At 69.4% G+C, this 13031-nt stretch carries 14 protein-coding genes and 1 tRNA gene; 9 read left to right on the top strand and 6 right to left on the bottom strand.

Annotated elements, in window-relative coordinates:
* Positions 1-121: 121 nt before the first annotated feature.
* The 6 genes from H288_RS0112130 (at position 122) to H288_RS0112105 (ending at position 6892) form a co-directional block, all read left to right on the top strand.
* Positions 122-868 carry an arginyltransferase gene (locus tag H288_RS0112130; RefSeq protein ID WP_020092848.1) on the top strand — a complete coding sequence of 249 codons (747 nt, stop codon included), beginning with the start codon at positions 122-124 and terminating at the stop codon, positions 866-868.
* 119 nt (positions 869-987) lie between these two features.
* Positions 988-2295, top strand: coding sequence for an adenylosuccinate lyase (gene purB, locus H288_RS0112125; protein WP_026604876.1), 1308 nt, complete (start codon positions 988-990; stop codon positions 2293-2295).
* Positions 2296-2374: 79 nt separating this feature from the next.
* A complete protein-coding gene (locus tag H288_RS0112120; protein WP_020092846.1) occupies positions 2375-3232 on the top strand; it encodes a D-amino-acid transaminase in 858 nt (285 codons plus the stop codon).
* 112 nt (positions 3233-3344) lie between these two features.
* On the top strand, positions 3345-3647 hold the full coding sequence (locus H288_RS0112115) for a hypothetical protein (RefSeq protein ID WP_020092845.1): 303 nt from the start codon (positions 3345-3347) through the stop codon (positions 3645-3647).
* Between the two features lie 157 nt (positions 3648-3804).
* Positions 3805-5097: an adenylosuccinate synthase gene (locus tag H288_RS0112110; RefSeq protein ID WP_020092844.1), complete on the top strand. Its 1293-nt coding sequence runs from the start codon at positions 3805-3807 to the stop codon at positions 5095-5097.
* A gap of 280 nt (positions 5098-5377) precedes the next feature.
* Positions 5378-6892: a hypothetical protein gene (locus tag H288_RS0112105; RefSeq protein ID WP_020092843.1), complete on the top strand. Its 1515-nt coding sequence runs from the start codon at positions 5378-5380 to the stop codon at positions 6890-6892.
* A gap of 75 nt (positions 6893-6967) precedes the next feature.
* On the opposite strand, the gene rpoH is transcribed toward H288_RS0112105, so the two are convergent.
* On the bottom strand, positions 6968-7861 hold the full coding sequence (gene rpoH / locus H288_RS0112100; RefSeq protein WP_020092842.1) for an RNA polymerase sigma factor RpoH: 894 nt from the start codon (positions 7859-7861) through the stop codon (positions 6968-6970).
* A 237-nt stretch (positions 7862-8098) separates the two neighbouring features.
* Positions 8099-9103, bottom strand: coding sequence for an RluA family pseudouridine synthase (locus tag H288_RS0112095; RefSeq protein ID WP_020092841.1), 1005 nt, complete (start codon positions 9101-9103; stop codon positions 8099-8101).
* A 103-nt stretch (positions 9104-9206) separates the two neighbouring features.
* Here H288_RS0112095 and H288_RS0112090 point away from each other — a divergent pair.
* Positions 9207-9282 (top strand) — tRNA-Glu (locus H288_RS0112090).
* Here H288_RS0112090 and H288_RS35930 read toward each other — a convergent pair.
* Positions 9242-9961 carry a tyrosine-type recombinase/integrase gene (locus tag H288_RS35930; protein WP_234082963.1) on the bottom strand — a complete coding sequence of 240 codons (720 nt, stop codon included), beginning with the start codon at positions 9959-9961 and terminating at the stop codon, positions 9242-9244. The two genes, H288_RS0112090 and H288_RS35930, sit on opposite strands and share 41 nt — an antisense overlap.
* A gap of 28 nt (positions 9962-9989) precedes the next feature.
* Between H288_RS35930 and H288_RS35925 the strand changes: the two genes are divergently transcribed.
* Positions 9990-10175, top strand: a complete 186-nt coding sequence (locus tag H288_RS35925) for a hypothetical protein (protein WP_234082252.1) — start codon at positions 9990-9992, stop codon at positions 10173-10175.
* A 229-nt stretch (positions 10176-10404) separates the two neighbouring features.
* On the opposite strand, the gene H288_RS32325 is transcribed toward H288_RS35925, so the two are convergent.
* The 3 genes from H288_RS32325 to H288_RS32320 all read right to left on the bottom strand — a co-directional run bounded on the left by H288_RS32325 (position 10405) and on the right by H288_RS32320 (position 12254).
* Entirely contained in the window at positions 10405-10665 is a 261-nt protein-coding gene (locus tag H288_RS32325; protein ID WP_020092840.1) for a hypothetical protein, read from the bottom strand.
* Positions 10662-10865, bottom strand: a complete 204-nt coding sequence (locus H288_RS0112070) for a hypothetical protein (RefSeq protein ID WP_158684212.1) — start codon at positions 10863-10865, stop codon at positions 10662-10664. Before H288_RS0112070 ends, H288_RS32325 begins: the two co-directional genes overlap by 4 nt.
* A gap of 228 nt (positions 10866-11093) precedes the next feature.
* Positions 11094-12254, bottom strand: coding sequence for an FAD-dependent monooxygenase (locus H288_RS32320; RefSeq protein WP_020092838.1), 1161 nt, complete (start codon positions 12252-12254; stop codon positions 11094-11096).
* 73 nt (positions 12255-12327) lie between these two features.
* Here H288_RS32320 and H288_RS0112060 point away from each other — a divergent pair, with 73 nt between their 5' ends.
* Positions 12328-12966, top strand: a complete 639-nt coding sequence (locus H288_RS0112060; protein WP_020092837.1) for a TetR/AcrR family transcriptional regulator — start codon at positions 12328-12330, stop codon at positions 12964-12966.
* Positions 12967-13031 lie beyond the last annotated feature (65 nt).

Below are 13031 nucleotides of genomic sequence, written 5' to 3'. Positions count from 1 at the left end.
GCGATTCCGCTGATGAAAATCTGACGGTGCGACCGGCCGGGCCATTGAGCCCCGGCCGGTCGCCTGTACACTGTCACGCCGGCGCCGCGAGGATGAACCCGGCGCAGGGTCTGTGAGAAGCGTGACCAGCCACCCGCGCGACACACCGCAATTCTACCTCACCGCCCCCTCGCCGTGCCCCTACCTGCCGGGGCAGGAGGAGCGGAAGGTCTTCACCCACTTGGTCGGACGGCGCGCCCGCGACCTGAACGAGATCCTGACCCAGGGCGGTTTCCGCCGCTCGCAGACCATCGCGTACCGGCCGGCCTGCGAGACGTGCCGGGCCTGCGTCTCGGTCCGCGTGGTGGTCGACGAGTTCGAGCCGAGCGCCAGCCAGCGGCGCATCCTGGCGCGCAGCGCCGACTGGGTCGGTACGCCGGAGCCGAACCGGCCCGCCTCCGAGCAGTACGCCCTGTTCCGCCGCTACCTCGACGCCCGGCACGGCGACGGCGGCATGGTCGACATGACCGTGCTCGACTACGCCATGATGGTCGAGGACAGCCACGTCGACACGCACCTCGTGTCGTATCGCCGGCACGGGCCGGACACGGCGATCACCGGCCGCGGCTCCGGACCGCCGCTCGCGTTCTGCCTGACGGACGTCCTCTCGGACGGCCTGTCGATGGTCTACTCGTTCTACGATCCCGCGGAGGCCGCGCGCTCGCCCGGGACCTTCATGATTCTCGACCACATCCGCCGGGCTCGCGCGCTCGGGCTGCCCTACCTCTATCTCGGCTACTGGGTCGAGGGCTCGCGCAAGATGGACTACAAGTCCCGCTTCCGGCCGCAGGAACGGCTGATGGGCCAGGGCTGGGTGCGGATCGACTGAGCCCGGTGCGGCGCGCGTTTCACGTCGGTTGCCGTCCCGGCATGCCCGATGCGCATTGAGCGGCCGGCCCGGCGCATGCTACCGGCCACGCACGCAATCCGGACCGTGCCGAGGCCCCCATGATCCCCCGCTATAGCCGCCCCGCGATGACGGCGATCTGGTCGCCCGAGAGCCGCTTCCGGATCTGGTTCGAGATCGAGGCCCACGCCACCACGGCGCTCGCCGAGATCGGTGTCGTGCCGAAGGCGGCGGCCGAGACGATCTGGACCAAGGGCAAGGACGCGGTCTTCGACGTCGCCCGCATCGACGCGATCGAGGCGGTGACGAAGCACGACGTCATCGCCTTCCTGACCCACCTCGCCGAGATCGTCGGTCCCGAGGCGCGCTTCGTCCACCAGGGCATGACCTCTTCGGACGTGCTCGACACCTGCCTCAACGTGCAATTGGTGCGGGCCGCCGATATCCTGATCGCCGACGTCGACTCGCTGCTCTCCGCCCTGAAGACCCGGGCCCTGGAGCACAAGCTCACCCCGACCATCGGCCGGTCGCACGGCATCCACGCCGAGCCGGTCACCTTCGGTCTGAAGCTCGCCCAGGCCTACGCCGAGTTCGAGCGCAACCGCCGCCGCCTCGTCGCGGCCCGCGAGGAGGTCGCCACCTGCGCGATCTCGGGCGCGGTCGGCACGTTCGCCAACATCGACCCGCGGGTGGAGCAGTACGTCGCCGAGAAGATGGGCCTGACCGCCGAGCCGGTCTCGACCCAGGTGATCCCACGCGACCGGCACGCGATGTTCTTCGCGACCCTCGGCGTCGTCGCCTCGTCGCTGGAGCGGCTGGCGATCGAGATCCGGCACCTCCAGCGCACCGAGGTCCTCGAGGCGGAGGAGTTCTTCTCCGAGGGCCAGAAGGGCTCCTCGGCGATGCCGCACAAGCGCAACCCGGTCCTCACCGAGAACATCACGGGCCTCGCCCGGATGGTGCGCGGCTACGTCACCCCGGCCCTGGAGAACGTCGCCCTCTGGCACGAGCGCGACATCTCCCACTCGTCGGTGGAGCGGATGATCGGCCCCGACGCCACCGTCACCCTCGACTTCGCCCTGGCGCGGATGACCGGGGTGATGGAGAAGCTGCTGGTCTACCCGGCCAACATGCAGAAGAACCTCGACCGGCTCGGCGGCCTGATCCACTCGCAGCGCGTGCTGCTGGCGCTGACCCAGGCCGGGGTCTCCCGCGAGGATTCCTACCGGCTGGTCCAGCGCAACGCGATGCCGGTCTGGCGCGGCGAGGGCGATTTCCTGGCGCTGCTCAAGGCGGACCCGGAGGTCGCCGCGGCGCTCCCGGCCGAGCAGATCGAGGCGTGCTTCGATCTCGGCTACCACTTCAAGCACGTGGACACGATCTTCGGGCGGGTCTTCGGCGACCGCTGAGACTCCGCACGATTCCTGCTTCGACCCGCGCTCGCGGGCCCGCGTTTCCGGGCCCGCGCCGAACACAGGACAGCTCCCCGTGACCGCTCCCCGCATCGTCTACCTCAACGGCCAGTTCCTTCCCTACGAGGAGGCGCGCGTGCCGATCATGGACCGCGGCTTCCTGTTCGCCGACGGCATCTACGAGGTCTCGGCGATCATCGACGGCAAGCTCGTCGACAACGCCGCGCACCTCGTGCGCCTCGACCGCTCGCTCGGCGAGATCGGCATCCGCAACCCGCACGACGCGGCGGGCTGGGAGCGCCTGCAGACCGAGCTCGTCGCCCGCAACGGCGTCAGCGAGGGGCTCGTCTACATGCAGGTGACCCGCGGGGTGGCCGAGCGCGACTTCGCCTTCCCTAAGGCCGGCACCGAGCCCACCGTGGTGATGTTCACGCAGGCCAAGACCGTGCTCGCCAACCCGCTCGCCGAGAGCGGCGCCCGGGTGATCACCGTCGAGGACCTGCGCTGGAAGCGGCGGGACATCAAGTCGGTGGCCCTGCTGGCGCAGGTGCTCGCCAAGCAGCAGGCGGCCGAGGCCGGCGTCGCTGAGGCCTGGATGGTCGAGGACGGCGCGGTCACCGAGGGCTCCTCCTCGACCGCGTTCATCATCGGCCGCGACCGCGTGCTCGTGACCCGGCCGCTCTCCACGGCGCTCCTGCCGGGCATCACCCGGGCCTCGGTGTTGCGCCTCGCGCAGGAGGCCGACCTGCGCATCGAGGAGCGGCTGATCCCGGTGGACGAGGTCTACGCGGCCCAGGAGGCCTTCTACACCAGCGCCTCCGCCTTCGTGATGCCGGTCGTCGAGATCGACGGGCGGTCAATCGGCGAGGGGCGGCCGGGCGCGCTGACCCGGCGCCTGCGCGAGCTCTACATCGAGGCCGCCCGCCAGGGTTGAGGCCGCCGGATCCGGTCCACAGGACGGGACGTCGGACCCGATCGCGGACAGGAACGGATCCCGTCTCCGACTGTTCCTCCCCGAATTCGTGTCTCGAACCGGGGAGGCCCTCGTGCCGAACAAGACCCTGCTCGCCGCCCTCGCGACGACCTTGGCGGCGACCGTCGCGGCAGTACCCGCCGGCGCCCAGACGACCAGTCCGGCCCCGGCGCCGCCCGAGCGCGTTCGCCCGAACGCGGACGCGCCGCCGCAGGACCAGTCGCTCAGCGACAAGCTCCAGAAGAACGACGGCGTGATCAAGCCGCCGGATTCCGGCACGACCGGCACTGTGGTGAAGCCCGATCAGTCCGGCTCCATGCCGGTGATCAAGCCGCACGAACTGCCCGGTCGCGACCCCGGTACCGAGGCCAAGTAAGCCGGTCGTGACCGGCTCCGGCCGACCGCCATGCGGTCCGAACATGCGGCCCCTTGCTTGATTTCGTTGCCCGGATCGCGGAAACGGCTCACGACGTACGTTGCCTGCACCCGTGGGCGGCGCCGTCCCGGTTTCCGTCGCGGGTAAGCAGGCAGGCATGGCCAACGTCGTCGTTGTGGGCGCCCAGTGGGGCGACGAGGGCAAGGGCAAGATCGTCGACTGGCTCTCCGAGCAGGCCGACATCGTGGTCCGTTTCCAGGGCGGCCATAACGCCGGCCACACGCTCGTCATCGACGGCGTGACCTACAAGCTGGCGCTGCTGCCGTCGGGCGTCGTCCGCGGCGGCAAGCTCTCGGTCATCGGCAACGGTGTCGTGGTCGATCCCTGGCACCTGATCGACGAGATCGAGCGGATCAAGGCGCAGGGCGTGGACGTCTCGCCGTCCTCCCTGCGGATCGCCGACAACGCGACGCTGATCCTTCCCCTCCACCGCGAGCTGGATCATTTCCGCGAGACGGCCAATGCCGGACTGAAGATCGGCACGACCAAGCGCGGCATCGGGCCGGCCTACGAGGACAAGGTCGGCCGCCGCGCGATCCGGGTCGTCGACCTCGCCGACCCCGACGCGCTGCCGGCCAAGATCGAGCGCGTGCTGACCCACCACAACGCCCTTCGGCGCGGCCTCGGGATCGACGAGGTCAACGCCGAGGCGCTGCTGACCGAGCTGAAGGCGATCGCGCCGAAGATCCTGCCCTTCGCCGACACCGTGTGGTCGCTGCTCGACGAGGAGCGCCGGGCCGGCAAGCGCATCCTGTTCGAGGGCGCGCAGGGCGCGCTGCTCGACGTCGACCACGGCACTTACCCGTTCGTGACCTCCTCCAATATCGTTGCCGCGCAGGCGGCGACGGGCTCGGGCCTCGGCCCGGGCGCGATCGGCTACGTCCTGGGCATCGCCAAGGCGTACACGACCCGCGTCGGCGAGGGACCGTTCCCCACCGAGCTGTTCGACGAGATCGGCGAGACCATCGGCAGCCGCGGGCGCGAGTTCGGCGTCAATACCGGGCGCAAGCGCCGCTGCGGCTGGTTCGACGCCGTGCTGGTGCGCCAGACGGTCCGGACCTCCGGCATCCACGGCATCGCGCTGACCAAGCTCGACATCCTCGACGGCTTCGAAGAGATCCGCGTCTGCACCGGCTACCTGCTGGACGGCCAGCCGATCGACCATCTGCCGGCGAGCCAGGCCGCGCAGGCCCGGATCGAGCCGGTCTACGAGGTGATCCCGGGCTGGTCGGAGACGACCGCGGGGGCCCGGTCCTGGGCGGATCTGCCCGCGCAGGCGATCAAGTACGTGCGCCGGATCGAGGAGCTGATCGGGGCGCCGGTGGCGCTGCTGTCGACCTCGCCCGAGCGCGACGACACGATCCTCATGCACAACCCGTTCGAGGATTGACCCTTCGCGCGCTATCCCGTTGACGACGCGTGTTTTCGGCGGCCCTGCCTGTATCCAGTCCGCGCGGGCTTGATCTAGAACGGGCTGGCGGCCGGGCGGTCCGTATCGCGATCCGCCCGCCGTCTCGAAGGCAACCGGCGCGCGGGCCCTGATCCCGCGCGGCGGGATACGACAAACCGGCCGACGGCCGCGACCGGACCTGTCGGGCGGGCGCGGACCTCGGTCCCCGGCCTCCGACCGGCTTTGCCGGACGGCGGCCGAAGGGGCGGACCAGAGTATCATGGCCGATTACTACCCGCTTCTGGCGCGCGCGCTCGACGCGCTGCCGGACCGAACGCCCGCCCTGCGCAAGGCGGTCTACGACCGCGCGCGCAACGCCCTGATCAGCCAGCTGCGCTCCCTCGATCCGCCGCTGTCGGAGGCCGATATCGATCTCGAGCGTCGGGCGCTCGACGCCGCGATCGAGCGGCTCGAGGTCGATCACGGCGGCCTCCCGGCCCCCGCCAACGATGCCGCGCAGGCGCCCGGGGCGCCCGCTCCGGCCACGGTTTCGGCGCCGCCATCAGCACCGGCCGTGCCCGCACCCGCCGCGCCAGAGCCCGCCATCCCAGAGCCGATCGTCCCCGCGGCGACGGAGCCGGAGATCCCGGAGCCGTCCCCGCCGGAGCCGGGATCCGGTCCCGCGCTGGCGCCCATCCTCCCGTCGGCGAAGCCGCCGTTCGCGGTGGCGGCCCGCGACGGGGATCGGGAGGCCGCGGACGGGCCGCGCGAGGCACCGATCCCGATCGCGCCGCCCCGTCCGGGCACGCCGCAGACGGCCGCGCCCGACACGGCCCCGCTGGTCGCCGAGACGTCCGGCGCCGAGACGTCCGGCGCCGAGGTGCCCGCCGTCGAGGACCCTGACGCCGAGGCGGCCGAGGGCGCGGGCGGGCGTCAGCGTCCGCGGATCGAGGTGGTCCCCCCGCGCACCGGTCGGTCGCGCGTGCTGCGCAACGTCTTCGTGGGCGGTGTCCTGGCTGTGGTGATCGGCCTGATCGCCGTCGCGGCCTTCCTGCTGCGCGACCGGCCGCAGAACCTGCCGTCGAGCGGCACGGAGACCGCGGACACGCAGCAGCCGGAAGGCGAGACCAAGTTCGGCGACCGGGTCGGCGGCGACGCCGCCCCGGCCCCCAAGGCCCCGACGCGCGTCGAGAACGGTGCGCCGGCACGGGCCGCGGCCACGCCCGCGCCGGCCGACGCGGGCGTCGCGGTCGCGCAGAGGGCGGAACTCGTCGAGGAGGCGACGGGGGCCGAGGGCGGTCAGCCGACCGTGACGCCGGGGCGGGTGACGTGGCGGCTCGAGACCGTCAACGGGGATCAGGGGCAGCCGGTCCAGAACGCCGTCGTCGCCACCGTGACCATCCCGGATGCCGGCCTGACGCTGGTGATGACCATCCAGCGCAATCTCGACGCGACCCTGCCGGCCTCCCACACGGTGAGCTTGGCCTTCAGCCAGAGCGGCAGCAACGCCGCGTCCAGAACCGTCCAAGATGTCGGGTTGCTCCAGGCCAAGGACGAGCAGAGCGCCCGCGGCTCGCCGGTCTCGGGCCTGCCGGTTCGGGTACGCGACAACCTGTTCCTGATCGGCCTGTCGTCGCTGCAGAACGACGTCGAGCGCAACACCGACCTGCTCCTCCACCGGAACTGGTTCGACATCGCCCTGCGCTACACGTCCGGCCGCCGGGCGGTCCTGACCTTCGAGAAGGGCGCCGCCGGCGCCCAGGTGATGCAGAACGCCTTCGACGCCTGGCAGTGATCGCTCGACGGCACCCGCCGTCCGAGCCCCGACCCGAACCGGCGGGCCCGGCGCGTCGCTCGCCGGGCGCGCGGCTCAGCGGGCCTCGATGCCGGTCCGGGGCAGCTCGCGGCTCGCGATGTTGCGCTTGACCGCTTCCTGCACCTTCTCGAAGGCGCGGACCTCGATCTGCCGGACGCGTTCGCGGGACACGCCGAACTCGCCGGAGAGATCCTCCAGGGTGATCGGGTCCTCGGCGAGGCGCCGGGCCTCGAAGATGCGGCGCTCGCGCGGATTGAGCACACCGAGGGCGTCCTTGAGCGCGGAGAGGCGGTTCTGACCCTCCTGCTCCCGCGCCAGCACGGTCTCCTGGCTCGGGCTGCTGTCCACGAGCCAGTCCTGCCACTCGCCCTCGCCCTCCTCGCGCAGGGGCGCGTTGAGCGACGTGTCGCCGGACAGGCGCCGGTTCATGTCGATCACGTCCTGCTCGGGCACGCCGAGACGGGTGGCGATCTGCTTCACCTGATCGGGCTTGAGGTCACCCTCGTCGAGGGCCGAGATCTTGCCCTTCGCCTTGCGCAGGTTGAAGAACAGCTTCTTCTGGTTCGCGGTCGTGCCCATCTTCACGAGCGACCACGAGCGCAGGATGTATTCCTGGATCGCCGCCTTGATCCACCACATCGCGTAGGTGGCCAGACGGAAGCCCTTGTCGGGATCGAAGCGCTTGACCGCCTGCATGAGGCCGACATTGCCCTCCGACACGACTTCGCCGATCGGCAGGCCGTAGCCGCGGTAGCCCATGGCGATCTTGGCGACCAGGCGCAGGTGCGACGTCACGAGCCGGTGCGCGGCCTCGCGGTCGCCGGCGTCGCGCCAGGCCTTCGCCAGCGTGAACTCTTCCGACGGCTCCAGCATCGGGAACTTGCGAATCTCGTCGAGGTAGCGCGAGAGGCCACCTTCGTTGGCGAGCACGGGCAGCGTACCGGCCATGGCATTCTCCTGGACCTTATGTCCCCCTGTCGGGCGGACGCGACGGACAACAGTGCCGTCCACTCGGGCCGCTCTTGAGCCGACCCTGCCGGCCCCCCATCTCGTACGGGACGCCGGGGAGCCGGTCGCGGTCGATGACACCCACGTCGTCAACAACGCGCCACCGGCGATTTTGGTCGTACCATGTCACGATGTGACGCGGTACGGCGTGATCTTTCGCACGCCGCGACGCGGCGGTTACGGGCGCGGCGGCCCGTCCTCTTCCGCCCTCAGCGCCTGCACCAGCGCGGCCATATCGGGCGGTAGCGGGCTCTCGAACCGCAGCGTCGCGCCGGTCCGCGGGTGGCTGAAGCCGAGCAGTTCCGCGTGGAGTGCCTGGCGCCCGAGCGCCGCGAGGGCGGCGCGGGCCTCCGGCGTCAGGCGGGCCGCCTTGGTCCGGAAGGCGCCGCCGTAGACCGTGTCCCCGAGCAGGGGGTGTCCGCGATGGGCGAGATGCACGCGAATCTGGTGGGTGCGGCCCGTCTCCAGGCGGCACCTTACGAGGGCGGCCTCGCGATACGCCTCGGCTACGGCGTAGTGGGTGACGGCGTGGCGCCCGCTCGCGTCCGAGACGACGGCGATCTTCTCCCGGTGGAAGCGCGACCGCGCGAGGCTTGCCTGGATCGTCCCGGCCCGCGGCTGGGGCAGGCCCCAGACCACGGCGGCGTAGGCGCGTTCCAGCGGTCCGGACCGGCCGTGATCGGCGAACTGGGCGGTGAGGCCCTGGTGGGCCACGTCGTTCTTGGCGACGACGATCAGGCCGCTCGTGTCCTTGTCGAGGCGGTGGACGATGCCGGGCCGGCGGACGCCGCCGATGCCCGACAGGCTGGCCCCGCAATGGGCGATCAGGGCGTTGACCAGCGTGCCGCTCTCGTGGCCCGGGGCGGGATGGACCACGAGGCCGGCGGGCTTGTCGATGACGATCAGGTCGTCGTCCTCGTGGACGATCGGCAGATCCGCGGCCTCGGCCACCGGCTCCGCCGGGGCTGCCGGGGGCACCGTGAGCACGATGCGCGCGCCCGCGGCGACCTTGGCGGCCGGGTCGAGCGCCGGGAGACCGTCCCGCTGAACCCTGCCGGTGCGGATCAGATCCTGCAGCCGAGCCCGGGATAGATCCGGGAACAGCGCGACCAGCGCCCGGTCGAGCCGCACGCCTCCCTCGGCCACGATCCCGGCCCGCTCGTCCTGCACGTTGTCCACCACGACCGCTATTCGCCCCCGATCTGACCCGCCGCGGCGGATTTCCTGACGAAGGCACTTGCTCCCCCGCCGAGTGGTGGCTATAGCAGCCCCGCGCCGCCGGAAAGCTCCCATCGTCTAGCGGTCTAGGACGTCGCCCTCTCACGGCGAAAACAGGGGTTCGATTCCCCTTGGGAGCGCCACCGGCGCATTTTTATTCATCTCTGCCAGTGGTTTACCGGAAGTGGGACCTTCACCCGCCTCCGCGGTGGGACCACGACGCCCCGCGGCGAAGCGCTTCCAGGCACTGTCGGCGAGCCCCGCACGCTGGGCCTCGCGCGTGTACCGCTCCACCTCTTCCAGCGTCTGATGGCCCGTGACCGCCATGATCTCGTGCGGCGTGCACCCGCGCTCGGCGAGTCGCGCCGCTGTCGCTTTTCGCAGGCCGTGTGCCGAGCAGTGCGGGAGCCCGGCCTGATCGCACCACTCGCGGAAGCGGTTGCCGAATCCCGCCACCGAGAACGGCTTGCCGTAGTCCGTGACTAGGAAGGTCAGGTGCGAGGAGGGCAGGGCGGCGATCGCCTCGGCCAGATCGGGAAACACCGGCACGTCGACCGAGATGGGCTTGCGGTGCTCGTTCTTGGCCTGGATGTAGCGCAGGCGGCCATCGCGGATGTGCTGAGGGCCAAGGCGCGTCGCGTCCTCGCGCCGGCAGGCCGTGTAGAGCAGTAGCGCGAAGGCTAGCCGTGGCTTCGAGCCGAGCGGGTGCCGACGCTCAAACTGGTCGACCTCGTCCAGTGTCCAGGTGTGGTGCCCTTTGGTGACGTACTGAGCGCGCTTCACATCCCGCGTTGGATCTGCGTCAACGATGTCCTCCTCCATGGCCCATTGGAACATGGCCCGGAGCGCCTTGAGCATCGTGTTGGCGGCGGCCGGTGTCTCGGCCTTCTCGTCGCGCAGGCGCCGCACATGGCGCGGCTGCATCAGCGCGACCGATGCCGTGCCCTTGTCGCTGGCGGCGATCTCGTTCAGTGCGCGCTTCTGCCAGCCCTGTGTCGAGGCATCGAGCTTCTTGAAGGTCGGGCTTGCGATGTAGCGCTGCGACACGTCGATGAACGAGCCAGCGGCCGGGCGGCCGCCCTTCGCCGGCGTGACCTCAGACGCCCGGTCGCGAGCTGCCTCGTAGGCCTTCTGGAACTCGGCGGAGCCGGGCTTGCCATGGAGGCGCACCTTCTTCTCAGGCCGTCTGCGGAAGTAGTACCGGACGTTGCCGTGTCGATCGGTGTCGGCGACGACGAACGGCAGATCGATGCTGACCACGGAGTTCAGTCCCACGGGTTGTGGCCTGCATCATCGCCGCCGAGAGCGTCCCACGCCAAGTCGAGACGCCGGAGGTCCCAGACCACGCACCCGTCGATCCGTTTCGGCTTCGGCATTCGGCCGTCCCGGACCATCTCGTCGAATTTCGAGGGGCTGACGCCGACGTAGCGGGCCGATTCTTCGCGGCGCAGGCCGCGCCGGGGGCTGATCTCGAACCGAGCCGCCGGTAGAGGTGTCGCGTCATCCTGGCGGCCGCGTAGGCTCATCGCTTCGCACCCATCGCCACCGCCCATTCTGGGTTCTGGCCGGCTGAGCCGAACAGGACCGGCAGCACGTCCTCAATGACAGTGTGCAGCTCGGTCAGCCGGCGGCAGGAAGCATCGCTCGCCTCGCCGCGGATCGTCTGCGCCCGCTTGCTACGGCCCGGCACCGGCTGATCCTTCGGGCCGAAGGCGTCGCCGGACACGAAGGCTTGAAACACCATATCGGTGGCGACGACGCCGATCCGGTCTTGGGTCTCGTCCGACAGACCGCGCCAGGGTGATCCGCCCCCACTGGAGTGGTCTGCCCTGAAGTATGGCCTTCGGGCCAGTTTGCCGGGTTAGGGGCAGCCGGTTTCGACCCCGAGCGGACGGCCCGCATGCGACCCAACTGGGCCAGTGGGACTGCCGTCGGAGCTTCTCCAAAGCGGCCGTCAAACGCCGATGTCACCGATGGCCAGCTTACGATCTCGCTCTGCCATTTCGCCATCGTCGCCGGGAAATAGCATCTGTATGCTATCGATCGCGGCCCGTTCTTGTACTTGCTCAACGAACGGCCGTAGCCCTTCCTCATAAGCGTGAAATGCGGCGGCATGGTTGTCCGGATGCCGCGCCAGGGCGTCGGCCAGCCTTCCCGCGCCGATGATGGCCATCGAGCCACCGAGGCCTGCGAACGGGGACACGCAATAGCCTGCGTCGCCGACAAGAACGATGCGCCCGTGAGACCACGTCGGCATCCTGATCTGGCTGATACGATCAAAATAGAAGTCGTTGTCCTCGCCCATACGAGCGAGCATATCCGGTACCTTCCATTTCAGACCGGAAAAATTTTCCCTGATCAGGCGACGTTGCTGATCCTTGTTCCGGTAGTCGTATTCGATCTCACCGGCTGTGCGAAACCCGAAGCCAATATCTGTACGATCGTCATAGCCGTTCAGCATCGCCATCCGCCCAGGAATGGCAAAAAGCTCCGAGCTGTTCGGTTCGAGCAGTCCGGTGTCTGGCACGACTTTGAGGTAGAAATATCCGCCCATGAAATGGGTGAACTGCTCACCGTCGCCAAACGCCAGTCTGCGCGTATTGGAGCGATTTCCATCGCAACCACATATCAGTGCGAATTCGTGCTGACTGCCGTCGCTGAACGTCGCCGACACCGTCTCCGGACGCTCTTCAATCGCCACGATCGAACGGTTGAACCGCAGTTCCACATCGCCCTCGATCGCGCCGCACAGAACATCCAACAGGTCGTCGCGGTGGATCTCGTAGCGCGGCCCCCCCTCATCGTCTGGGTGGTGGGCCATATCGCCCAGCGTTGCGTTTTCCGCATCCTTGAAGGCGAAGCGTCGAGGGGGAAGCGTTCGAGCGCTAACAGCGTCCATCAAGCCCATGCGTGTCAGGATTGCGATTGTCTCGCCCTCGATGTCGACGGGCGTCCCGCCGCGCCGCAGACCCGGTGCGACCTCAACGACCGTGACGCGGTATCCAAGCTGGTTCAGCCAGAATGCTGTGGTCAAGCCGGCGAAGCTCGCGCCGCTGACGAGTGCGGCTTGCGTTTCGGTGGAGGACGCACCGGATATCACGGTTGACGCTGGCATGCCGTCACCTCAGAATGATCTTGATATGAAACTATACTGAGTATATATAGACGTGCAGGATCAGGCAAGCCCCATGCTGGACAGGCGCACCCGGAAGCGGCTGGCGACGCGCCAAGCCATCTCCGATGCAGCCACGCGTCTGTTCATGGAGCACGGCTTCGACCGGGTGACGGTCGACGAGATCGCGGAGGCCGCCGATGTCGGCCGCATGACTGTATTCAATCACTTCCCTCGCAAGGAGGACATGTTCTTCGATCGTGAGGATGAGGTACGCGGAATGGTGGCCGCGGCCATCCACGGGCGGGATGAGGGAGCAAGCCCGGTCACGGCACTGCGCTTGCTCGCTCATCGTTGTATCGAGGACCGGAACCCTCTCCTCCCGCTTTTCGGTGCGTCGCTGAGGTTCGTGGCGACGGCACTGGCCAGCGAGGCGCTGAAGGCGCGCGCCCGCCAGATGTGCAGCGAGTTCACGCGCGTTTTGGCAGAGATGATGGCAGAGGCGGTTGATCGACCCGCGGACGATCCCGACGCGCATCTGGTGGCGGGCTTGCTCGTGGCGACGTGGAGCGTCGCCTTCTTCGAAGGGTACAAGGTGGCGGAAACGCCCGGCGACGCCGCGGCTGCCGGTCGCGCCTTTCTTCGTCTGATCGATCGTGGTTTCCAAGCCGCCGCGGGCGCGGCAGCGGGAACTCCCTATGCCGAAGCGGGATGAGAATATTTGAAGGCGCAATGACTGGCAGCAGATATTGTGGGGGGTTGCTCAAGGCTGTGCGCGGT

It is taken from the genome of Methylobacterium sp. 285MFTsu5.1 (assembly GCF_000383455.1).
Taxonomy (GTDB): Bacteria; Pseudomonadota; Alphaproteobacteria; order Rhizobiales; family Beijerinckiaceae; genus Methylobacterium.
Note: the sequence above shows the minus strand (reverse complement) of the source record. Positions and strands in the feature narration are given on the sequence as shown.

Coding starts and splice junctions, on each gene's coding strand:
- H288_RS32320 (WP_020092838.1), bottom strand. CDS start 12,254: ATGCCAGCGTCAACCGTGATATCCGGTGCGTCCTCCACCGAAACGCAA.
- purB (WP_026604876.1), top strand. CDS start 988: ATGATCCCCCGCTATAGCCGCCCCGCGATGACGGCGATCTGGTCGCCC.
- rpoH (WP_020092842.1), bottom strand. CDS start 7,861: ATGGCCGGTACGCTGCCCGTGCTCGCCAACGAAGGTGGCCTCTCGCGC.
- H288_RS35930 (WP_234082963.1), bottom strand. CDS start 9,961: ATGGAGGAGGACATCGTTGACGCAGATCCAACGCGGGATGTGAAGCGC.
- H288_RS0112060 (WP_020092837.1), top strand. CDS start 12,328: ATGCTGGACAGGCGCACCCGGAAGCGGCTGGCGACGCGCCAAGCCATC.
- H288_RS0112105 (WP_020092843.1), top strand. CDS start 5,378: ATGGCCGATTACTACCCGCTTCTGGCGCGCGCGCTCGACGCGCTGCCG.
- H288_RS0112110 (WP_020092844.1), top strand. CDS start 3,805: ATGGCCAACGTCGTCGTTGTGGGCGCCCAGTGGGGCGACGAGGGCAAG.
- H288_RS32325 (WP_020092840.1), bottom strand. CDS start 10,665: ATGAGCCTACGCGGCCGCCAGGATGACGCGACACCTCTACCGGCGGCT.